A 21,701-nucleotide genomic window follows, 5' to 3' on the forward strand; every position below is an offset into this window, starting at 1 on the left:
GGCGCAAGTAGACTTACAACATGTCACTGCCATATCCAGCAGCTCCAGCCCAATCAGTATCTAGAAATGTGCTGGCAATACCTGCGTTTAGAAAACTTTGGCAAGCAATGGCATTCTCATCTTTTGGTGATTGGCTAGGTCTTCTTGCTTGCACAGCTTTAGCTCAGCAACTAGCTGGTGGAGATTATGCAAAGGCAAACTTTGCAATTGCAGGAGTTTTTATTGTCAGACTACTTCCAGCAGCTTTGCTTGGCCCATTCGCTGGAGTAATTGCTGATCGCTTTGATCGAAGAAGATTAATGATTATCTGCGATATTTTAAGATTCTCACTTTATTTATCAATACCAATTGTTGGTAATTACTTTTGGCTTTATACCGCAACTATATTAGTTGAAATTGTTACATTATTTTGGTCACCAGCTAAGGAAGCATCTGTACCCAATCTTGTTCCAAAATTAAAACTAGAAAGTGCTAATCAAGTCTCACTTCTTGCTGCTTATGGGACCGCACCTATTGCTGCAATAGTTTTTTCGACTCTGGCAATTTTTACAGGCGCAATTAACTCAGCCCTTGGTAATAAAACACAAGCCTCTGCTGCTGATTTAGCTTTGTATATAAATGCAATTAGTTTTGCTTTTTGTGCTTACACAATTTGGCGTTTAAAGGAGATACCAGAGGGTCCTGGCAAAAATCTAAAGCAGATCTCACTAGGTAAATCACTTTGGGATGGATTCTCATTTATCAAAGATTCTAAAATTATCAAAGGTCTTATATTTGGAATGCTCGGTGCTTTCTTTGCAGCAGGTGCGGTAATTGGTTTAGCCAGAACATTTGTTGATGACCTACAAGCAGGTGAAGCTGCCTACGGTATTTTATTTGGCTCAGTGTTTCTTGGCCTAGCACTTGGAATATCCTTTGGCCCTAAAGTTTTTTCACAGTTTTCTAGAAGGCGCTTATTTGGAATATCTTTAACAATTTCAGGGATTTTATTAGTAACTCTTTCATTAATGTTAAACCTAGTACTTGCAATCTTTATAACAATCATTCTTGGTCTCTTTGCTGGTATTTCTTGGGTAACCGGATTTACCATGCTAGGACTTGAGGTTGAAGATGAGGTGCGCGGGCGCACATTTGCATTTGTGCAGTCTTTAATTCGCGTTGCATTAGTACTAGTACTGGCGGTGTCACCATTAATTGCTGCAGCTATTGGTCAACATACTTACACTTTTAGAACAACAACTCTTACCTATAACGGTGCAGCATTTACTATGTTTTTTGCAGGCCTCATTGCAGTACTAGTAGGAGTGATTTCATATATACAAATGCGAGATCGGCCAAATGTTTCACTATTAAGTGATATCAAATCAGCATTTCGTGGCGAGTTAGGCACAATTACCGGACAAGCAACCGCTGGTGTGTTTATTACTTTTGAAGGTGGGGAAGGTTCTGGTAAATCAACTCAGACTAAGTTATTAAAAGATTGGCTAGAAAAGAATAATGAAACAGTATTACTAACTAGAGAGCCAGGGGGTACACCACTTGGTAATCAGCTCCGCGATATTTTATTAGATAATAAAACTGGAAATATTTCACCACGTGCTGAAGCTTTAATGTATGCAGCTGATCGAGCAAATCATGTTTACACAATGATTAGGCCCGCGCTAGAAAAAGGTGAAGTAGTAATTAGTGATCGCTTTTTCGATTCATCTGTTGCATATCAAGGAGCTGGTAGAGTCTTATCACCTGCTGAAGTAGCAAGAATTTCAAGATGGGCCACTGAATCATTAACTCCAACCCTGACAATTATTATGGATCTTCCAGCTGAGATTGGTTTAGCAAGATTGCAATCAACTGATCGCTTGGAGAGTGAGCCATTGGCATTTCATGAAAGAGTGCGCCATGAGTATTTAAACCTTGCCTATCAAGACCCTGAAAGATTTTTATTAGTTGATGCCACATTAAGTATTGAACAAATACACCAAGTGATTATTGAAAGAGTTGGTTTAATTAAAGCTCTTAAAAGAAATCAAAAAAACTAATGAGTGTTTTTGACCAATTAGTTGATCAGCAGCAGGTAACTAAGGTTCTTAAAGATGCAGTATTAGCAGCGAGTGATACTGGCAATTTTGGCCAACAAATGACCCATGCTTGGCTTTTTACCGGCCCAGCTGGCTCAGGTAGATCAAACGCAGCAATAGCTTTCGCTGCCGCATTAGTTTGCCCAAAAGGTGGTTGTAATAAGTGCGCTGAATGTTTATCAGCTATTTCAGGCTCACATGCTGATGTTGAATTAATAAAAACTGAAGGCTTATCAATAAAAATAGATGAGGTCAGGGATTTAATAAGTAGAGCATCTTGGGCACCTTCAGTAGCAAATTATCGAGTTGTAGTTATTGAAGACGCTGATCGCTTAACTGAGGCGGCTGCAAATGCTTTACTTAAAGTAATAGAAGAGCCAGGTGCTAGGACTGTATGGCTACTTTGCGCGCCAACTCTAAGTGATGTATTAGCAACAATTAGATCACGTTGTCGCCATCTTGGCCTGCGCACACCATCCATAAAGGCTGTCGCTAAATTACTTATTGAGCGAGATTTAATTAGTGAAGATTTAGCAATCTTTGCAGCTAAGGCTTCCCAAGGTCATATTGGGGTAGCTAGATATCTTGCAACTGATAAACAAGTAAGAGATGACAGATTAACGACTTTAAAGATTCCCTTAATGATTACAGATATTTCCTCCGCATATAAAGCAGCCCAGTTACTAGTTGATACAGCCAAAGCGCGAGCTGAAGCAGATGCTGAGGTGCGCGATAACGCTGAGATTGAAAAGTTAAAACAAGCTTGGGGATCAACTGGTTCAAAACTTGCAGCCGGAGGAGCGAAAGCGGTTAAAGAGTTAGAGAAGGAACAAAAAACTAGAAGCACTAGATTAGTTAGAGATTATTTAGATAGAGCGCTTTTAGATCTAGCAACACTTTATCGAGATGTAATGCTTGTTCAGTCTGGAGTAAGTGAGAGCCTAATTAACTCTGATCTAAAAACTGAGATTACAAAAATGGCTGGCTCAATTACTGAGAGTAAAACTTTGTTAAAGATTCAAATGATTTTAAAGGCAAGAACAAATTTGGCCCATAATGCCGCCCCATTACTGACAATTGAAGCACTTATGTGTGAGTTACGGCGCTAAATATGGTAACTAGCACACTCATTGATAGGGCAAAATACTCTCATGCGTCTTGACCATATTTCCTACGTTGCCTCTCATGATCAAATCTCTGATGTTGTGAACCGGATAGGTTCTCAAATTAGTACTGCATTTATCGATGGTGGTATTCACCCAAAGTTTGGAACTAGAAATTTCACTGCTCCATTATTAAATGGTCAATACCTTGAGATTGTTTGTCCACTAGATCACCCAGCAACTGATGCCACACCATTTGGCCAAGCCGTTAAGAAAAAAGCAGAGGCTGGCGGCGGATGGCTTACCTGGGTATTTAGTTCAAGTGATTTAGCAGGTATCGAGGAAAAATTTGGTAGAAAAGCAGCTGATGGTTATAGGACTCGGCCAGATGGCAGTGAATTAAAGTGGAAGCAAATTGGTGTTAAAGAAATTATTGGATCTGGTGAGTTACCATTTTTTATTCAATGGCTAACTGATAATCATCCATCAAAGGATGGAAATAGCGTTGCAAAAATTAGCAAGCTTGTTATTGCAGATGATGAAAAATTAGCTGATTCTTGGTTTCAAGATGAGATTAAATCTGCGCTAACTGGTGTTGAAATTGAATGGGTTAAGCCTGAATCAAATGAGGGCGATAAAGGAATTGTTGCAGTTGAATTAACTGTGAATAATTCAAAAATAAGGCTTGATTAATAGTTGGTAAGTAAGAAAAATAAAGTAAGGTAAACTTAAGCTAGTAATTTCCCATGTGCTTACACTTTGTAAGCGCCTTGCGGGTCTTAATCTCTAATCACCACCAAGACGCGCATCATGTCTTGTTAGGTTGATTATGTCATTTAAAGATTTAGGCGTTAACGCTGCGCTAATTAAAGCCTTAGTTGCAACAGGTATTGAAAAGCCATTTCCTATTCAAAAAGCCACATTGCCGGATGCAATTGCTGGCAAAGATATTTTAGGTAGAGGCCAAACCGGCTCTGGCAAAACCCTAGCTTTTGGACTTGCCTTAATGACTCGCCTAGCTGGTAAAACAGCTAAACCGATGCAACCACTAGCACTCATTCTCTCACCAACTAGAGAACTAGCAATGCAGATCAGTGATGTAATCGCGCCACTTTCTAGAACAGTAAATTTAAATTCACAAGTTGTTGCAGGTGGACTTTCATACTCTAAACAAATTCAAGCATTAAAACGCGGAGTTCCAATTGTGGTTGCTACCCCTGGACGTTTAATAGATCTTATTCAAAAAAAGCATATTAAGTTAGATGATATTTCAATTACAGTATTAGATGAAGCAGATCAGATGGCAGATATGGGTTTCTTGCCAGATGTTAAAAGAATTCTTGATCTAACTAAACCAGGTGGACAAAGAATGTTATTTAGTGCCACATTAGATAAAGATGTCGATTCATTAGTTAAAAAATACTTAAAAAATCCGATGACTCATTCACTTGCTAATGAGAAATCAACTGCCGGAAATATGAGCCACCACGTGTTAATACTTGAACAAGCACATAAAGATTTAATTACTGCTCAGATCGCAGCTAGAAAAGGCAAAAGTATTTTCTTTGTAAGAACTAAACATGGCGCAGATAAGCTAACAAAAAAGATGAACGAAGTTGGAGTTGCAGTAGGCGCCCTTCATGGTGGTAAAACTCAAGCTCAAAGATCTAGAGTGTTAGAGGCTTTTAAATCAGGAAAAACAAATGCACTAGTAGCAACTGATGTAGCAGCTCGCGGAATTCATGTTGATGATGTTTCGTTAGTGGTCCATGTTGATGCTCCTGAAAATCACAAAGATTATTTACATAGAGCAGGTAGAACTGCTAGAGCAGGCGCAGTTGGAACTGTGGTAACTCTTGCAACACATAAGCAACGCAAAGGTGTACATGGATTAACTGCTAGAGCTGGTGTTAAATTAAGTGAGTCAACAGTCAGGCCACTTGATGCTAATTTGATAAGAATTACTGGCGCAGCTGAACCATCTGGAATCCCAATTGTCTTAGCCGGTGCTACAAAAGGTGAAGAGAGTGGAAGATCTGATCGCTACCGCGGTTCAAGATCAAGAGGTGGCGGTAAAAAGAAGAAATCACGCCCTCGCCCACACGAGCGTCGCAAACGTCCAAGGTAAAAATTTAGTTAAATACACTTCCTATGGCAAAGATTTCAAATAGTATTGAAGTAAACGGAATTAATTTTATTTCCGAATCTGAACGCAAAGGCTCCGCTAAATCCTTATTTTGGCCATGGGCAGCAGCCAACGTTTCATTTTTAGCTATTTCATATGGATCATTCTTTCTTGGCTTTGGTATTTCTTTTTGGCAAGCCACTGCAGCTGCCATTATCGGAACTTTAGGCAGTTTTTCTTTAGTTGCTATTTCATCCCTTGCTGGCAAGCGAGCAAATGCACCAACCATGACATTATCTAGAGCAGCCTTTGGTGTTAAGGGAAATGTATTACCAGGCTTTTTATCCTATTTAATATTTGTTGGCTGGGAGACAGTATTGGTTTCATTAGCAACTTTGGCTTCTGAAACTGTATTCACTAGAGCAATTGGTATTAATTCTGATCTATCTAAAATTATGGGATTTTTATTAGCAGGCGGACTAACTATTTTAGGTGGAGTTCTAGGTTTTAAAGTAATTATGAGAATACAGTTTTACTTAACAATTATTACTTTAGTTCTAACTTTAGGTTATATAGCCTTAACAATTGATCAGATAAATTGGAGCGCAGTATCAGCATTGCCCACCGGATCAACTCAAGGCTTTATTGGTGCGTTAATTTTTGCAATTACTGGAATAGGTCTTGGTTGGGTTGGCTGCGCAGCTGATTATTCAAGGTATTTACCGCGCAAGACTTCAAGTAAGGCAGTAGTTGGTTGGACAATATTTGGGGCATCAGTAGTGCCAATTATTTTAGTAATTTATGGATCACTCCTTGCTGGCTCTAGCAAAGCATTAAATGATCAAGTTGCTTCAGATCCAATTGGAGCTTTAACTACGCTTTTGCCTACCTGGTATTTAATCCCCTTTGCATTAGTAGCTATTCTTGGATTAATTGGTGGAGCAATTCTTGATCTTTATTCATCTGGTTTAGTTTTAGTTTCAATTGGTCTGCCAGTAAAGCGCCATATCGCTGCCAGTATTGATGGCGTAATAATGACGATTGGCACAATTTATTTAGTTTGGTTTGCAAGTGATTTCTTTGTTCCCTTCCAAGGATTTTTAATTACATTAGGTGTGCCAGTTGCGGTTTGGTCTGGCCTATTTGTTGCAGATGTATTAATGAGAAAGAGTTATGCAGAAACTGAGTTATTTGATTCAAATGGCAGATATGGTGCTTATAACTTTAAATCTATTGGTTTAGTTTTATTTGGCACATTTATTGGCTGGGGATTAGTAACAAACTCACTTGCCTCTTGGTTATCTTGGCAAGGATATTTACTTTCAACTTTTGGTGGCAAAAATGGCCCATGGGCGTATGCAAATCTTGGAGTTATAGCAGCGCTACTTATTGGCTTTATCGGCCATATTATTTTATCAAAGCGTGATATTAAGAAACAGCAAGTTTAATTCTTCCAAGAAGTAAATAGCGGTCTTCCTTCGGCATACCCGGCAGCTGATTGAATACCAATTACAGCTTTTTCATTAAACTCAATTAAGTTTTTAGCACCGCTATATGTGCAAGATGAACGAAGGCCTGCAATGATTTCATCAATTAGATCCTCTACTCCAGGGCGAGCTGGATTTATATACATCCGAGAAGTTGAAATACCCTCTTCAAATAATGACTTACGTGCGCGATCAAAGGCATCTTCACTAGCAGTTCGAGCCGCTACCGCACGTGCTGATGCCATACCAAAGGATTCTTTATAAAGTCTGCCATCTGAATCTTTTCTTAAATCACTAGGGGATTCATATGTGCCAGCAAACCATGAGCCAATCATTACTTGGGATGCACCTGCTGCTAAGGCAAGTGCCACATCTCTTGGATGGCGCACTCCACCATCTGCCCAAATTGTTTTACCGTGTTTTTTCGCTTCAATAGCGCACTCAAGTACTGCAGAGAATTGTGGGCGGCCAACTCCAGTTTGCATACGAGTTGTGCACATCGCACCTGGGCCTACGCCAACTTTAACTATGTCAGCTCCTGCTTCAATTAATTCTTTAGTACCCGCTGCAGTAACAACATTTCCAGCAACAATAGGTATTACAGGACTTAGTGCTCTAATTGTCTTAAGAGCATCAACCATCTTCTTTTGATGACCATGAGCGGTATCAACAACTAATACATCTGCCCCAGCCGCAATGAGCGCTTTAGCTTTCTTTTCTACATCCCCATTAATTCCTACAGCTGCAGCAACCCTTAACTTCCCATTAGCGTCAAGTGATGGTTGATACATCGTTGCTCTAAGTGCTCCGGTACGAGTAATAATTCCGACTAGCTTGCCAGATTTATTAATTACTGGGGCAAGACGCCTTCGCTTATCAGTTAAAAATTCAAATGCCTCTTTAGGCGTTACATCATCTTTCAAACTTACTAAATCTTTTGACATGATTTTATTTAACTGAGTAAAGCGATCAACATTTTCACAATCTGCTTCAGTAATGATGCCAACTGGAACATCATCTTCAACCACAATTAGAGCGCCATGAGATCTTTTTGTTATCAAATCAATAGCATCTGCCACAGTTTCATTAGGGTTTAAGGTAACTGGGGTGTCAAAAATAATATGGCGAGACTTAACCCAACTAATTACATCAGCAACAATTTCAAGTGGAATATCTTGCGGGATAACAGCGATACCACCACGTCTGGCAACTGTTTCAGCCATTCTTCGACCACTTATTGCAGTCATGTTTGCGACAACTAATGGAATTGTGGTGCCAGTTTTATCAAAGGCGGTTAGATCAACATCCATTCGGCTTGATAACGCAGAATAGGAAGGGACCATAAACACATCGTCATAGGTGAGGTCGTGGCTTGGGTTATTTATGAAACGCACGTGGGGAAATTATACTCAGGTTTATCTAAGCCACCCACGCTCAGTTTCCCTAGCCACCAGCGCTAATTAAGTTAATTACACCCTCACCTATCAGCCTTAATTGCTAGGGTTGTCTTACTTCCAAAGCAGTTTAAGCCTACAGGAGAGAATTTGGCCGACGACGACGATATCAATTCAGAAGAAATAATTACTGAAGAGATGCTTTGGGAAAGAATTCCTGAAGTGCAAGGTCTTGATCGAGCAAATACATATTACGAATTATCTGCGCGAATTTATGCACGCGGTCAATACGATGAAGCATTAGCGTTAGCTGAAACAGCGCGAGATATTTATTCAGATCTTGGCGCAATCGCACCAGCTGATGGCTTAGCCCAGGCTTACTCAGCAATTGGTTATAACTTAAATCAATTAAAGCGAATGAATGAAGCAGCTAATGCAATGAGTAAAGCAGTTGACCTACTTCGTGAAACAAAATCACCAATGGCAATCGAACTTGCCTGCACCTTAGGTGAGTGGTGGTTTAACTCTAAAGAGTATGAAAAAACTATTGAGTGTATGAATTTATGTGTGCAGGAGCATTTAGTAGACGGAAATGATTCAGGAGCTGCTAATGACATGCACCTAATTGGTTGTGCATATCGGGAATTAAAAAATTATGAGAAAGCACTGGAAGCATTTAAAGAATCTAGAGCGTTGTTTAAAAAACTTAAAGAGGTTATAAATGTGGCAAGGTGTGATCAAAAAATTGCTCACTGCCTAACTGAGTTAGGAGATGCCGAAGGTGCATTAATTTCTGCGCAAAAATCACTAGATGTTTTTGTTACCGCCCATGATCACAGACGTGAGACCTACTCCTCATTTGAATTAGGTAAAGCACAGATTGCCTCAGAGCAGTATGAAGAGGCACTTATGACCCTTGAAAATGTGCTTGAGAATGTAACTGAATCAGAGTTTAAAGATTTTGAATTTATTATTGATATTGAGAGAAAAATCTCTGTAACACTTACTAAATTAGGCCGCCTTGATGAAGCAGATGAAATTGCTCGTCGCCTTGACGCAGTAGTTGAGGTAATTGACGAAAACTAGTTTTTCGGATGATTACTTGGATTTAAATGTTGCATCGCCCAGGCATACATTGCAATAGCGCCAGCTGCTGAGGCATTCATAGATCTAGTTGAGCCATATTGAGAAATAGCAAGAACAACTGAACAAACGGCCACACCCTCATCACTCATACCGGCGCCCTCTTGGCCAAATAACATCACACATCTTTTAGGAAGTGCGGCACTTTCTAATTGTTTTGAAATTGGCAGATTATCTATACCAATAATTGGCAAGTTTTCCTTATCACACCACTCTTTAAACTCTTCAACGGTTGCGTGGTGATGCACAGTTAGGTATCTATCAGTAACCATTGCGCCACGCTTATTCCAATCACGCTTACCCACAATATGAACTGCGCTCACATTAAAAGCATTTGCAGTTCTAACAATCGATCCAATATTTAAATCGTGTTGCCAATTTTCAATTGCAATTTGTAGATCATGTCGTTTGGTATCAAGTTCAGCGACAATTGCTTCAACCGTCCAATATCTGTATTTATCTAAGACATTTCTTCGATCACCATGCTCAAGAAGTGCTTGATCAAAGTGATTATCAGTTGGCCATGGTTTAGAGTGTGGTCCTACGCCAACAACCTGGTAGAACTCACCAGGGCCAACAATTGATTCAGACATGAGTGAACCTTAAGGGTTAAGGAGTGATGATGAGAAAATCTTGGCTCCCTGCTTATCTTGCTCTTGGAACAGTCTGGGGTTGTTCCTTTATCTTCATCGAATTAGGCCTTGAATTCCTAACCCCATTTGGTGTGACTTTCATTAGGTGCGCTTTAGGTGCAATTACGCTAATCATAATCTCAAGAATTCGAAAGATTAATCTGCCAACAGATAGAAAAGTTTGGCAAAAGCTGTGGGTAGTTGCCCTGTTGTTAAATGTTATTCCAGGTGTTTTATTTGCTTTTGCTCAACAGTATGTAACATCTGTTTTCGCCTCAATTATTAATGCAGCAACTCCACTAATGACGCTAGTGTTTATACTTGTTATTTTTAGAGAAGAAAAGTTAAAACGAGAACAAATTTTTGGATTACTAATTGGCGCGCTAGGTGTAATGACTGTTGTTGGTGTTTGGAAAGAGCTTGGTGATAATCAACTAGTTGGCGTGATTGCACTTCTTATTGCAGTATCTTGTTATGGCGCCTCATACCCATACTCAACACGAAATGTTATTCCACTAAAACTAAAGCCGGAGGCGCTAGCTGCTGGGCAATTGATTATGGCAGCAATAACTCTGCTGCCACTCTTCTTAATTAATGGTATTTCAAATAATTCTTACCCCCGTCAATCAGTAATTGCAATGCTTTGCTTAGGAATTTTTGGTAGTGGATTTGCGTATATTTGGAACTTTTCTATTACAGCAGCAGCTGGAAGTGCAATTGCAAGCTCGGTGACATATTTAACTCCGGTAGTTGCAGTAATTGTGGGGCGCTTGTATTTAGGAGAAGTAATAGTGTGGCATGAAATATTTGGGGCTATAATCGTAATATTGGGTGCTCTGCTTTCACAAGGAAGATTAAATAGATTGGTAAAGACTAAATGAAAAAATTATCAATCTTTATAGTCTCACTTCTGTTTTTAAATATACAGCCAACTCACGCGGTTGAAACCTTGCCTCAACCATTTTTTAATTATTTAAATTCAAAATATCTTGGAGATCCTGGTGTTATTTTAATTGATAAAGCAAGTGGTGAAGTTATCTATGAAAGTGGTTCAACTAAAGCTAGAACTCCTGCCTCAGTCCTGAAACTCACATCAACTGCTGCAATCGCTCTAACTTTAGATGCTAATACGGTTTTTAAAACAGCGATTTACAAAACTGAAAAAAGAGGAGTTTTTGTAATTTGGGGAGAAAATGATCCTTGGATAACATCAAATGCAAAATATCGAGATGCTAACAAACGTGCTTATATGCCAAAGTTAATTAAGGCAGCATTTGCTTCCGATAAAAAACTTAAAAAAATAACACTTATCTACAAAGGTGTAAATAATTCTGATATCTATTATGCAAAAAAAGCATTAAAAAGAAGAGCATCAGTTGCCTATAAACCACTTAGTAAAAATATTGAAGTTGAATCATTAATTACTGAAAAACTTAGCCAAGTAGAATCTCCACCACTTTCTAAGATGATTAGATTTGCTTTGCTCTATAGCGATAATGTGCTCTCGCAACGACTTGCAATGCTGGCAACAGGTAAGAATGGTTATCCATTAAATAAAGAGGGATTAAATGATATGGCTCATGAAAAACTTACCACTCTCGGTATTGATACTAAGGGAATGAAATTAGTAGATGGATCTGGTCTTGGTGGTTCTAATCGAATTTCAGCTGTAACTGTCTCAAAACTTCTTCTTAAAATCAGAAGTGAGCCACAACTTAAGGTTGTATATGACTCTTTGCCAGTTGGAGGTGAATCTGGCACATTAATTGGCCGATATCACACAACTGCTCCACAAGCAGTTGGCATAGTTAAAGCAAAAACTGGTTCAACTCGTCATACAGTTTCATTAGCCGGATACACAAGCGCAGGTGAAAAAGAGTATGTATTTGTTGTAATTGCAGATGGTGTTGGTAGAACTAAGCGAAGCCAAAATGCTGCGCGAAGTGCAATTGATCGAATGCTTGGAACAATTACTAAGCCTGTTGTGATTGGGCTAACACCACCAACGGTTGAAAATAATCCAGTAGTAATCGCTCAGTAACCAACTTATATAAAGCAGCGGTAGGGTTAGCGGTAAATGAAACAATATATATCGCTAATGAAGTTGCGAGTTGTTGAACTTTTATTAGTAACAACTGTGCCAGCACTTTTTCTAGCAACTAATGGCATACCGGACTTATCTTTAACTTTTTGGAGTTTATTAGGTGGCACATTAGCCGCCGGGGGCGCTAATGCTTTTAATATGGTAATCGAATCCGATACTGATAAATTAATGAAGCGCACTGCAAATCGTCCAATTTCAACGGGACAAATTTCAAAAAGAAATGCACTTTTATTCTCTTCAATTATTTCACTGCTTTCATTAGCAATTTTTTATATTTTTACTACTGAATTAGCTACTGTACTAACTGCACTAGCAATCATCTTTTATGTTTTTGGGTACACAATTGCGCTTAAGCGCCATACCTCACAAAATATAGTTTGGGGTGGGATTGCTGGGTGCATGCCGGTATTAATCGGGCAAGCTGCAGTTACAAACTCATTAACTGCTACATCTTGGCTATTTTTTCTTTTAATATTTTTTTGGACCCCCCCACATTTTTGGGCCCTAGCCGTTAGATACAAGGATGATTATGCAGCCGCTGGCATACCTATGTTGCCGGTAGTTGCTCCAATTAGATCTGTGATAAATCAGATGTGGTTTCACTCACTAGCGATGGTAATTGTTTCACTACTTGTGATTAGAAGTGCTGGGCTAAGTAATTGGCTATTTGTAATTACTTTATTACTTATTGTTGGCTGGAAGCGGCAGTTAATTAAATTAACTAAGCAGCCAAGTGAGGTAAATGCTGGCAAATTATTCCAAGCATCAATCATATTTCTCAGTATTTACTCATTTTTGCTAGTACTCGGTGTATTGCTTAAGTAGTTTTCACACTATTTAATGGGATAATTTTCCCATGTCCTCCCCTCTAGCAATTGATGTTGCCGATTTATCTAAAAAATATGGCGAGCGAATGGCGCTTTCACACGCAAATTTTGAAGTGCCGATGGGAAGTATTTGCGGCTTTGTCGGCCCCAATGGTTCTGGTAAAACTACAACAATAAGAATGCTACTTGGATTAATCTCACCTACAACTGGTAGCGGACATGTGTTAGGTGAATCAATAACACATCCAGAGAAATATTTGCCAAGAGTTGGCGCAATGATTGAAGGCCCAGCTTTTTATCCAGCGCTGACTGGTAATCAGAATTTAACGGTACTAGCAAAACTAGGTGGCTTTGATACTAAATCTATCCAAGGCTTACTTGATTTAGTTGAGCTAGGAGATCGTGGAGATTCAAAGTATAAAACTTATTCATTGGGTATGAAACAAAGATTAGGAATTGCAGCGGCATTACTACCAAATCCAAAGCTATTGGTATTAGATGAACCAACAAATGGTTTAGATCCAGCCGGAATTCAGGAGATTAGAAATCTACTCCGTAAGTTAGCTAACTCAGGTACTACAGTTTTTATCTCATCTCATCTTTTATCTGAAATTGAAGTAATTAGTGATTATTTAGTGATGCTTAGATTAGGAAAGGTAATTTTTTCTGGTAAAACAAGTCAGTTACTAGCTAAACAACAACCAGTTATTGTGGCAAAGCCTGAAAAATCTAGTGATTTAAATAAGTTATTAACGATTGCAAAAGAAGCAGGCCATGAGTGCACAATAGTTGGCGAAAGCGTTCATGTAACCGGCGCCAGTGAATATGCTGCAAAGTTTAATAAGGCAGCCTTTGATGCTGGTGTTGTATTAGAAACTCTTACTCCGGTTCGACCATCACTTGAAGATACGTTTTTTGAAATGACAGGTGAGTAATGATTAATGTAGTCAGAGCAGAGTTAACTAAGCTACGCCGGCCATCCCTATCTCTTTCCACAATTGCAGCAGTTACTTTTGTAATTGGGTTAGTAACTTCTTTACTATTTTTATTAGTTGATTCACCAGAAGGTAATGGCGAGCGAGGAATAAGAATTGGTAGAGATGTTTTATCACTTGCCACCGGTGTTTCAATTGGATTTAGCAACTCAGCTGGCTTACTCGGAATAGTTGCTCTTTGTATCTTTGCTGCTCAAACAGCTCAGGAGTACACCTACGGCACATTACGTAATTTATTAGTACGCCAGCCATCTAGAATGAAAATTTTAATTGGAAAATTAATATCAATGAAGTTATTTGCAATCGTCATGGTTGCCCTAGCTGCAATTTTATCGGTAGCACTTTCTTACTTATTTGCTGGAGTTAAAGACATATCAACAGCTGCATGGGCAAGCTCTGAAGCGAATGCAGCACTTGCTCGCACATTTATAAATGTGTTAATTGCCACGATCGGGTATGGAATATTTGGAATGATTTTAGGTTTACTTTTCAGATCACCAATTTCTGCTATCTCTATCGGTGTTATTTGGAACCTAATTATTGAGGGCTTATTATCTGCATTCGTTACAAATATTGATCGATACTTTCCAGGTCAATTACTTTCAATAGTTGCCCAGGGTGGCAGCGCGAAAGTTTCCTATCAGTATGCGTTAATTACCTCCTATGGATTTTTACTTGCGGGGCTCCTTATTGTGGCTGTTTTATTTAAACGACGAGATGTGGCAAATTAATGAATAAAAAAATTCTTATTATAATTTTAGTATTTGCACTTATGCCAACTACGGCGTTAGCTGCTCCACCAAAGCCAACTCAGGCTCAAATTGATGCGGCAAAAAAGATTGAGGCTGAGAAAAAAGCTGCTGCAGATGCTGCTGCTAAAAAACTTAATTCAGCAAAGAAAACTCTAAATCAATTAACTTCAATCGCATTAGCAAAACGTAAGATTTATGTTGCTGCTCAAAATGATCTAAAACGCAAAACCAACCAGGCAGAAATTGCAATGAAGCATCTACAAATAGCTCAAGCTTCAGTTAGCACTGGTAAGAGAAACATTGGGAAACTTGCTGCCAATGCTTATGTAATGGGCGGCGGCTTTACCGATCTTGATTCTTTACTTAACGCTGACGGTCCCCAGGATTTGGCAGATCGCCTAAGTGCGCTAGACACATTAGGGGAAAATAATTCAAATGCATTAGATAGATTTAAATCAGCTGAGGTAGTTGCATCTAATGCTCAAGAAGCGGCTGATATAGCAAAGAAGGCACAAGAGGTTGCCACAGTAAAAGTTGCTGCCGCTAAGAAAGAAGCTGATCAAGCAGCAGCAATGCAGCAAGATGAGGTTGATAAATTACAATCAGTTCAAGATAAATTAGCAAAAGAGTTAGCAGTTGCCCAAAAAACTCGACTAACACTTGAACAACAACGACAACTTGCATTACTTGAAGAGGCAAATGCTGGCCGAGCAATTCTTACTCCAAATCAATCAAAGATTTGGCCAGATATCGGATTCACTGGAAGAAGTACTACTAGAGCAACAGAGGCAATGCGAATAGCTGCAGTTGCATATTCAGCAAAGCAGGTTAACGCAGGAAAGAAATATGTTTGGGGAGATGAGGGACCAAATACTTTTGATTGTTCAGGGTTAATTTATGCCGCTTATAGATCAGCCGGTCTTGGTTGGCCTAATTGGGATCGACTTAACTCATCCCTATATTGGGTTGCGACAAAACGTGTGCCAATTTCTGAACTAGTTCCAGGAGATCTACTCTTTTATTCTTACAAAGGAACAGTTAGCACAATTCACCATATGTCTATTTATGCTGGTGATGGCATGATGTGGGAAGCGCACAATAAAGATAAAGATCTTATGTTTTCAAGCATATATAGTGTTAAGGGTTTAATGCCATACGGGGGTCGGGTCTAAACTTCTCGGTATGAACACCGTGGCTAGCACATCACTGTGGGAGATCCGTAAAGCGGTAAAGCCTTGGCTAGAAAATATATCTGAAACAATTTTATTTGGTTGTTCAGGTGGTGCTGATTCTATGGCAATGGCACTAGCACTTTTTATTGAAGCAAATGGTGTAAAAATTATTCCAGTAGTTGTTGATCATGGTTTACAAGATGGTTCAGCTGAAATTGCTGCGCAAACTATTACTAAATTAAAAAAGATTGGTTATACCCAAATCGAATCAGCAGTTGCTCAAGTAACTCTAACTGATGGATTAGAAGCATCTGCCAGAAGAGCGCGGTATCAAATCTTTAATCAATTCATTGATACTTATCGACCAAAGTATTTCTTTTTAGCTCATACACTAAATGATCAAGCCGAGAATGTTTTATTAGGTCTTGCCAGGGGATCTGGCGCAAGATCTTTATCGGGTATGGCTATTGAAAATAATATTTATGTAAGGCCGATGTTAAAAATCGATAGACAAACCACTATCACTGCCTGCCAAGAAGGCGGTGTTGAAATTTGGTCTGATCCGCATAATGAAGATTTAAGATTTACAAGAGTTCGTGTCCGTAAAAATGTTTTGCCAACATTAGAAGAAAATCTTGGCCCTGGTATTACACAAGCATTAGTAAGAAGTGCTGATTTACTCCGCGATGATGCTGATGCATTAGATGGTTTTGCAAATGAATTTTTTACACAAATTGATTGGATGAATATAAAGGTTAATGATTTAGAGCGCTTGCCAAAAGCAATTCGAAGTAGAGTATTAAGACTTGCTATTTATAAAGCGGGTTCACCTGCTGGCTCCCTATCAGCTGAACATATTGCATCTGCTGAGGCGTTAATTTCTGATTGGCATGGTCAAAAAGAGGTGGCCTTACCCGGGAATGTGAAGCTTTGGCGAAATTCGGGCACAATATCCCTTTCAAGCCAATAAATAAGGAGTGATGTGGATCTATTAAAGCTCGGCAATGACATTGAAAGAGTTGTTGTAAGCGAGGAACAGATTCAGACTCGTTTAAAAGAATTGGCTAAACAAGTTGAAAAAGATTATGAAGGTAAGGATTTAGTTTTAGTTGGTGTATTAAAAGGTGCGGTAATGGCAATGGCAGATTTTTCTCGCCATCTACAGCGCCATGTTGATATGGACTGGATGGCAGTTTCATCTTATGGAGCCGGTACAAAATCAAGTGGTGTAGTTAGAATTTTAAAAGATTTAGATAATGATATTTTAGGTAGAAATGTTTTAATCATTGAAGATATTTTAGATACCGGTTTAACACTTTCCTGGCTAACTGAAAACCTACTTTCTAGAGGAGCCAAATCTGTTGCCGTTTTAACTGTACTTCGTAAGCCAGATGCAGCCACTGTGAAGGTAGAAGCTAAATATGTAGGCTTTGATATACCAAGTGAGTTTGTGGTTGGTTATGGCCTAGATTTTGATCAGAAGTATCGAAATCTGCCGTTTATTGGCGTTCTTGCCAAACACCTTTATTCTTAAGCCCCCAAGCGGCTTTAAGAAAGTGATGAAACTAAGTGGCGCAAAAGAAAAAGCTAAAAGTTCCTAAAATTAAGGGAATAAAAAGTGGCAAGAAGCCGACTAAGCCATCACCTGCATTAATTAGAAAAATTTTGCGTGGGCCACTATTTTGGATAGTTGCAGCATTAATTACCGTAAGTATTTTTGGTCAGATTTCAACAACCGGTAAAGAATTTATAAAAGTTGAAACTTCAACTATTTTAAATGAGATTTCAAAAGATAATGTTAAGTCGGCAATTGTTATTGATCGTGATCAAAAAGTTAGAGTTGTATTAAAAGATGGCGAATTTGTCGAAGGAGCCTCTAAATTAGAAGCTTCTTACATTAAAGGCCAGGAAGCATTAATTGTCGAATTATTAACAAGTAATCCTCCAACCACAACATGGGATATTGAAGTCCCTAAGCAATCATTTTTTGTTTCACTTATCTTAAGTATTCTTCCAATACTTTTAATTATTTTCTTACTGCTGTTATTTATGGGTGGCGGTCAAGGTGGAAGAGTGTTCTCATTTGGAAAGTCTCGAGCTAAGTTACAAAACAAAGAGATGCCTACAAACACATTTGAGGATGTGGCTGGCGCCAATGAAGCAGTTGCTGAACTTCGCGAGATAAAAGATTTCCTTGCTAGCCCAGATAAATACAAAGCCATTGGTGCAAAGATTCCAAAGGGCGTACTACTTTATGGCCCTCCAGGAACTGGTAAGACATTACTTGCTAGAGCGGTAGCCGGTGAGGCAAAGGTTCCATTTTATTCAATATCTGGTTCAGAATTTGTAGAAATGTTTGTTGGTGTTGGAGCTTCAAGAGTTAGAGATTTATTTGCCCAAGCAAAACAAAATGCACCAGCAATTGTTTTTATCGATGAGATTGATGCGGTTGGTCGCCAGCGCGGTGCCGGTCTTGGTGGTGGAAATGATGAGCGCGAGCAAACTTTAAATCAGTTACTTGTTGAGATGGATGGCTTTGAAGCTAACGGGCAAGTGATTTTAATTGCTGCGACTAATCGACCAGATGTTTTAGATCCTGCTTTACTACGTCCAGGTAGATTTGATCGACAAATAACCGTCGATAGACCAGACTTAAAGGGACGTGCTGCAATTCTTACCGTGCATGCAAAAGATAAACCAATTGCTAAAGATGTTGATCTAACATCATATGCAAAACGCACTCCTGGATTTACCGGTGCTGATTTAGCAAATGTATTAAATGAAGCAGCATTGTTGGCAGCACGAGAAGATCGCCGAACAATTAGAAATTCAGACTTAGATGAAGCAATTGATCGAGTCATGGCAGGCCCACAAAAAGTTTCACGTTTAATGACAGAAGAAGAGCGAAGAATTACTGCTTATCATGAAGGAGGCCACGCATTAGTTGCGCACGCACTTCCTCATACAGATCCTGTTCATAAAGTAACAATCATGCCAAGAGGTCGTGCACTTGGTTATACAATGGTGCTACCTGATGAAGATCGTTATGCAGTAACTAGAAATCAAATGCTTGATCAACTTGCATACACAATGGGTGGTAGAGCTGCGGAAGAATTAATATTTCATGATCCAACAACTGGTGCTTCTAATGACATTGAGAAGGCAACTAATTTAGCTAGGGCGATGGTTACACAATATGGAATGACACAACGATTGGGCGCTATAAAACTTGGCATCTCAGATTCTCAACCATTTTTAGGTCGGGATTATGGACACCAACGAGATTATTCAGAAAATGTTGCAGCAATTGTAGATAGTGAAATTAGAGAGATGATTGAAAATGCCCATCAAGAAGCATTTGATGTCTTAGTTGCTAATCGTGAAACTTTAGACAGATTAGTCGAAGAGTTACTTGAGAATGAAACCCTAAATAAAGAAGAGATAGCAACTATTTTTAAGCGAGTAAAAAAAGTTAAGCCAAGAGCAGCTTGGACTGGCTCACAAAATAGAACACCATCTAATCAACCGCCAGTTGCATTAAAACCTGCAAAAGTTAAAGTAGTTGAAGAGGACAAAGCAGTTAAGAAATCAGCTACTAAAAAAAGTGATAAAGACATAAGCAAAGATGTAAATGAGTGAGGTTAACTCCGTATCGATGGGGCCAAATGATGGTGGTGCCAAACAGGAGTTTGATCAAGTGCGTGCAGAAAAAGCTGTAACTGAATTACTACATGCTTTAGGCGAGGATCCAAACCGAGATGGTTTAAAAGATACCCCAAAGAGAGTTGCTAAGGCACTTGCTGAAAACTTTGCTGGTCTTTGGCAAAAACCTAAAGATGTTTTATCTACTACTTTTGATATTGGTCATAAAGAGTTGGTAATTGTAAGAGAGATTGAGGTTTTTTCTCATTGCGAGCATCACCTAACACCTTTTCATGGCGTAGCCCATATTGGTTATATTCCTGGAGAAAGTGGAAAAATTACTGGAATATCAAAATTAGCACGCCTTGTTGATATGTATTCACGGCGCCCACAAGTACAAGAAAGATTAACGTCACAAATTGCTGATGCACTAGTTGAAATTCTGCAACCAGGTGGCGTAATTGTAATTATTGATTGTGAACATCTATGTATGTCTATGCGAGGAGTTAGAAAGTCACAAGCACGCACCACAACAAGTGCAGTTCGTGGTCAACTTTTAAATCCAGCAACGAGAGCTGAAGCAATCTCTTTAATTAACCAAAGCAGGTAATTATGAGTCGCACGGTTGTAATGGGGATATTAAATATCACACCAGATTCATTCGCTGATGGTGGTAAGTATTTATCTAAAGACGATGCAGTTACTGGTGGCCGTCGCTTAGTGGTTGAGGGCGCTGACATTATTGATGTTGGTGGTGAATCTACTAGACCAGGTGCTGAGCGAGTTAGTGAAACAGAAGAATTAAAAAGAGTAATCCCAGTAATTAAAGAGTTAGTAAAAGATGGGGCTGTAGTAAGTGTTGACACTATGCGCGCGGAAGTGGCTAAAGAAGCAATTGCGGTAGGTGCTACATATATTAATGATGTGAGCGGTGGTCTTGCTGATGAAAAAATGGCAAAAGTAATTGCGTCAAATCCGAAAGTGCAATACATAGTTATGCATTGGCGTGGGCATTCAAAGAATATGCAAGACCAAGCTATTTATAAAGATGCTGTTAAAGAGGTTAAAGAGGAGTTAGATGAGCGGGTCTCATCTCTTTTAAAAGCTGGAGTTTCTAACGAGCAAATAATTTTAGATCCTGGAATTGGTTTTGCAAAAGAGAGTGAACATAACTGGCAGATCCTGCAAAATATTGATCGAATCCAATTACTTGGCTACCCACTTCTTGTTGGTGTATCTAGAAAAAGATTTTTAGGTGAACTAATTAATGCTAAAGACCCAAATGACAGAGAAGCAGCCACAATCGCATTAACAACTGAGTTGGCTCGTCTTAAAGTTTGGGGCGTGCGAACACATGCAGTCAAGGCTCACCAGGATGCAATTTCTGTTATTGAGCGGATGCGTAAATGAGTGATCTAATTAAAATTACTGGATTAAGCGCAAAAGGTTTTCACGGAGTATTAGATAGTGAAAAACGTAGAGGACAAAAGTTTATTGTTGATATTGAAATGAGTGTGAGCATTGGTAATTTAAAGGACGATTTAAATAAAACAGTAAATTATGCTCAGGCAGCGCAACTAATCCAAGACCAAATAACTGGAAAGCCAGTTGAATTAATTGAAACTTTGGCAGAAAATATTGCAAAAACTCTATTAAAAGAGTTCAAAAAAGTTAAAGAAGTAAAAGTAATTGTTCATAAACCTAAGGCGCCAATATCTTTAAAGTTTACAGACATTTCTGTTGAGATAACTCGCAAAAGATGAAAGCTGTAGTTGCGCTAGGTTCAAATCTCGGTAACTGTAAGGAAAACTTAAATATTGCAATTAATCATCTTCATTTAATATTAGATAATTTAATAGTTTCACCCTATACCCAGACAAAACCAGTGGGAGGACCCAAGCAAGATGATTTTATTAATGCAGTTGCAGTAGGGCAATGCCAACTATCTGCAGTTGATTTACTTACAAAATTACTTTCAACAGAAGAACAAATGGGTAGAGTCAGAGATATTAAGTGGGGCCCTAGAGTGATTGACCTTGATTTAATTGTCTATGGTGAGCAAATCATTAATTCAGATTTCCTAAAACTGCCCCACCCACTAGCTAAATCTAGAGAATTTGTCTTAACTCCTTGGTTTGCAATTGATCCAGAAGGGGAAATACCAGGCGCCGGCAAGATTAAATCTCTTTTGGCATCTTTGAATAGTCAGCGTTAAACTTATCTTCTAGCCCGGTACCCGGAAAGGAC

21 protein-coding genes are annotated in these 21,701 nt (G+C 39.0%); 19 read left to right on the forward strand and 2 right to left on the reverse strand.

The window, feature by feature from the left end; genetic code table 11:
• Positions 1-20 precede the first annotated feature (20 nt).
• From tmk to B1sIIB91_RS00115, 5 genes are all read left to right on the forward strand, one after another.
• A complete protein-coding gene (tmk, locus tag B1sIIB91_RS00095; RefSeq protein WP_095687637.1) occupies positions 21-2,039 on the forward strand; it encodes a dTMP kinase in 2,019 nt (672 codons plus the stop codon).
• Entirely contained in the window at positions 2,039-3,187 is a 1,149-nt protein-coding gene (locus B1sIIB91_RS00100; protein ID WP_095687638.1) for a DNA polymerase III subunit delta', read from the forward strand. Before tmk ends, B1sIIB91_RS00100 begins: the two co-directional genes overlap by 1 nt.
• A gap of 42 nt (positions 3,188-3,229) precedes the next feature.
• Positions 3,230-3,874, forward strand: a complete 645-nt coding sequence (locus B1sIIB91_RS00105; RefSeq protein ID WP_095687639.1) for a VOC family protein — start codon at positions 3,230-3,232, stop codon at positions 3,872-3,874.
• 136 nt (positions 3,875-4,010) lie between these two features.
• On the forward strand, positions 4,011-5,309 hold the full coding sequence (locus B1sIIB91_RS00110; protein WP_095687640.1) for a DEAD/DEAH box helicase: 1,299 nt from the start codon (positions 4,011-4,013) through the stop codon (positions 5,307-5,309).
• A 23-nt stretch (positions 5,310-5,332) separates the two neighbouring features.
• The gene (locus B1sIIB91_RS00115) at positions 5,333-6,754 is read left to right on the forward strand and encodes a purine-cytosine permease family protein (RefSeq protein ID WP_095687641.1); all 1,422 of its coding nucleotides are present in this window, start codon (positions 5,333-5,335) and stop codon (positions 6,752-6,754) included.
• Here B1sIIB91_RS00115 and B1sIIB91_RS00120 read toward each other — a convergent pair.
• Positions 6,751-8,187: a GuaB1 family IMP dehydrogenase-related protein gene (locus B1sIIB91_RS00120; RefSeq protein ID WP_029563496.1), complete on the reverse strand. Its 1,437-nt coding sequence runs from the start codon at positions 8,185-8,187 to the stop codon at positions 6,751-6,753. The genes B1sIIB91_RS00115 and B1sIIB91_RS00120 overlap by 4 nt on opposite strands.
• A 198-nt stretch (positions 8,188-8,385) precedes the next feature.
• Between B1sIIB91_RS00120 and B1sIIB91_RS00125 the strand changes: the two genes are divergently transcribed.
• Positions 8,386-9,273, forward strand: coding sequence for a tetratricopeptide repeat protein (locus B1sIIB91_RS00125; protein WP_095688661.1), 888 nt, complete (start codon positions 8,386-8,388; stop codon positions 9,271-9,273).
• Here B1sIIB91_RS00125 and B1sIIB91_RS00130 read toward each other — a convergent pair.
• Positions 9,270-9,923: a TrmH family RNA methyltransferase gene (locus B1sIIB91_RS00130; protein WP_095687642.1), complete on the reverse strand. Its 654-nt coding sequence runs from the start codon at positions 9,921-9,923 to the stop codon at positions 9,270-9,272. The genes B1sIIB91_RS00125 and B1sIIB91_RS00130 overlap by 4 nt on opposite strands.
• A 29-nt stretch (positions 9,924-9,952) precedes the next feature.
• Here B1sIIB91_RS00130 and B1sIIB91_RS00135 point away from each other — a divergent pair, with 29 nt between their 5' ends.
• From B1sIIB91_RS00135 to folK, 13 genes are all read left to right on the forward strand, one after another.
• Complete coding sequence (locus tag B1sIIB91_RS00135; RefSeq protein WP_095687643.1) at positions 9,953-10,843, forward strand: DMT family transporter; 891 nt, start codon at positions 9,953-9,955, stop codon at positions 10,841-10,843.
• Positions 10,840-12,003 (forward strand): D-alanyl-D-alanine carboxypeptidase, encoded by a 1,164-nt coding sequence (locus tag B1sIIB91_RS00140; RefSeq protein ID WP_095687644.1) that lies wholly within the window; start codon positions 10,840-10,842, stop codon positions 12,001-12,003. Before B1sIIB91_RS00135 ends, B1sIIB91_RS00140 begins: the two co-directional genes overlap by 4 nt.
• Before the next feature lie 36 nt (positions 12,004-12,039).
• Complete coding sequence (locus B1sIIB91_RS00145; protein WP_095687645.1) at positions 12,040-12,891, forward strand: heme o synthase; 852 nt, start codon at positions 12,040-12,042, stop codon at positions 12,889-12,891.
• A 31-nt stretch (positions 12,892-12,922) separates the two neighbouring features.
• Positions 12,923-13,828: an ABC transporter ATP-binding protein gene (locus tag B1sIIB91_RS00150; RefSeq protein ID WP_095687646.1), complete on the forward strand. Its 906-nt coding sequence runs from the start codon at positions 12,923-12,925 to the stop codon at positions 13,826-13,828.
• Positions 13,828-14,619, forward strand: a complete 792-nt coding sequence (locus tag B1sIIB91_RS00155; RefSeq protein ID WP_095687647.1) for an ABC transporter permease — start codon at positions 13,828-13,830, stop codon at positions 14,617-14,619. Before B1sIIB91_RS00150 ends, B1sIIB91_RS00155 begins: the two co-directional genes overlap by 1 nt.
• Positions 14,619-15,812: a C40 family peptidase gene (locus B1sIIB91_RS00160; protein ID WP_095687648.1), complete on the forward strand. Its 1,194-nt coding sequence runs from the start codon at positions 14,619-14,621 to the stop codon at positions 15,810-15,812. The genes B1sIIB91_RS00155 and B1sIIB91_RS00160 overlap by 1 nt, the downstream gene beginning before the upstream one ends.
• Before the next feature lie 10 nt (positions 15,813-15,822).
• Positions 15,823-16,782: a tRNA lysidine(34) synthetase TilS gene (gene tilS / locus B1sIIB91_RS00165; protein WP_095687649.1), complete on the forward strand. Its 960-nt coding sequence runs from the start codon at positions 15,823-15,825 to the stop codon at positions 16,780-16,782.
• A gap of 12 nt (positions 16,783-16,794) precedes the next feature.
• On the forward strand, positions 16,795-17,346 hold the full coding sequence (hpt, locus tag B1sIIB91_RS00170) for a hypoxanthine phosphoribosyltransferase (protein ID WP_018226817.1): 552 nt from the start codon (positions 16,795-16,797) through the stop codon (positions 17,344-17,346).
• Positions 17,347-17,423: 77 nt separating this feature from the next.
• The gene (gene ftsH / locus B1sIIB91_RS00175) at positions 17,424-19,451 is read left to right on the forward strand and encodes an ATP-dependent zinc metalloprotease FtsH (protein ID WP_420021871.1); all 2,028 of its coding nucleotides are present in this window, start codon (positions 17,424-17,426) and stop codon (positions 19,449-19,451) included.
• A complete protein-coding gene (gene folE / locus B1sIIB91_RS00180) occupies positions 19,444-20,064 on the forward strand; it encodes a GTP cyclohydrolase I FolE (RefSeq protein WP_095687651.1) in 621 nt (206 codons plus the stop codon). Before ftsH ends, folE begins: the two co-directional genes overlap by 8 nt.
• 2 nt (positions 20,065-20,066) lie before the next feature.
• A complete protein-coding gene (gene folP / locus B1sIIB91_RS00185; protein ID WP_095687652.1) occupies positions 20,067-20,864 on the forward strand; it encodes a dihydropteroate synthase in 798 nt (265 codons plus the stop codon).
• Positions 20,861-21,217 carry a dihydroneopterin aldolase gene (gene folB / locus B1sIIB91_RS00190; protein WP_095687653.1) on the forward strand — a complete coding sequence of 119 codons (357 nt, stop codon included), beginning with the start codon at positions 20,861-20,863 and terminating at the stop codon, positions 21,215-21,217. Before folP ends, folB begins: the two co-directional genes overlap by 4 nt.
• Positions 21,214-21,669 carry a 2-amino-4-hydroxy-6-hydroxymethyldihydropteridine diphosphokinase gene (gene folK, locus B1sIIB91_RS00195; RefSeq protein WP_095687654.1) on the forward strand — a complete coding sequence of 152 codons (456 nt, stop codon included), beginning with the start codon at positions 21,214-21,216 and terminating at the stop codon, positions 21,667-21,669. Before folB ends, folK begins: the two co-directional genes overlap by 4 nt.
• Positions 21,670-21,701: the final 32 nt, after the last annotated feature.

The sequence above is a fragment of the Candidatus Nanopelagicus abundans genome (assembly GCF_002288305.1).
Lineage (GTDB): Bacteria > Actinomycetota > Actinomycetes > Nanopelagicales > Nanopelagicaceae > Nanopelagicus > Nanopelagicus abundans.

Excerpts from the sequence above, each read along its gene's own strand:
- folE (WP_095687651.1), top strand. The coding sequence starts at position 19,444 with ATGAGTGAGGTTAACTCCGTATCGATGGGGCCAAATGATGGTGGTGCC.
- folB (WP_095687653.1), top strand. The coding sequence starts at position 20,861 with ATGAGTGATCTAATTAAAATTACTGGATTAAGCGCAAAAGGTTTTCAC.
- folK (WP_095687654.1), top strand. The coding sequence starts at position 21,214 with ATGAAAGCTGTAGTTGCGCTAGGTTCAAATCTCGGTAACTGTAAGGAA.
- tilS (WP_095687649.1), top strand. The coding sequence starts at position 15,823 with ATGAACACCGTGGCTAGCACATCACTGTGGGAGATCCGTAAAGCGGTA.
- folP (WP_095687652.1), top strand. The coding sequence starts at position 20,067 with ATGAGTCGCACGGTTGTAATGGGGATATTAAATATCACACCAGATTCA.
- B1sIIB91_RS00110 (WP_095687640.1), top strand. The coding sequence starts at position 4,011 with ATGTCATTTAAAGATTTAGGCGTTAACGCTGCGCTAATTAAAGCCTTA.
- B1sIIB91_RS00145 (WP_095687645.1), top strand. The coding sequence starts at position 12,040 with ATGAAACAATATATATCGCTAATGAAGTTGCGAGTTGTTGAACTTTTA.
- B1sIIB91_RS00130 (WP_095687642.1), bottom strand. The coding sequence starts at position 9,923 with ATGTCTGAATCAATTGTTGGCCCTGGTGAGTTCTACCAGGTTGTTGGC.
- tmk (WP_095687637.1), top strand. The coding sequence starts at position 21 with ATGTCACTGCCATATCCAGCAGCTCCAGCCCAATCAGTATCTAGAAAT.
- B1sIIB91_RS00140 (WP_095687644.1), top strand. The coding sequence starts at position 10,840 with ATGAAAAAATTATCAATCTTTATAGTCTCACTTCTGTTTTTAAATATA.
- B1sIIB91_RS00125 (WP_095688661.1), top strand. The coding sequence starts at position 8,386 with ATGCTTTGGGAAAGAATTCCTGAAGTGCAAGGTCTTGATCGAGCAAAT.
- B1sIIB91_RS00115 (WP_095687641.1), top strand. The coding sequence starts at position 5,333 with ATGGCAAAGATTTCAAATAGTATTGAAGTAAACGGAATTAATTTTATT.
- B1sIIB91_RS00155 (WP_095687647.1), top strand. The coding sequence starts at position 13,828 with ATGATTAATGTAGTCAGAGCAGAGTTAACTAAGCTACGCCGGCCATCC.
- B1sIIB91_RS00160 (WP_095687648.1), top strand. The coding sequence starts at position 14,619 with ATGAATAAAAAAATTCTTATTATAATTTTAGTATTTGCACTTATGCCA.
- B1sIIB91_RS00150 (WP_095687646.1), top strand. The coding sequence starts at position 12,923 with ATGTCCTCCCCTCTAGCAATTGATGTTGCCGATTTATCTAAAAAATAT.
- B1sIIB91_RS00135 (WP_095687643.1), top strand. The coding sequence starts at position 9,953 with ATGAGAAAATCTTGGCTCCCTGCTTATCTTGCTCTTGGAACAGTCTGG.
- B1sIIB91_RS00100 (WP_095687638.1), top strand. The coding sequence starts at position 2,039 with ATGAGTGTTTTTGACCAATTAGTTGATCAGCAGCAGGTAACTAAGGTT.
- B1sIIB91_RS00105 (WP_095687639.1), top strand. The coding sequence starts at position 3,230 with ATGCGTCTTGACCATATTTCCTACGTTGCCTCTCATGATCAAATCTCT.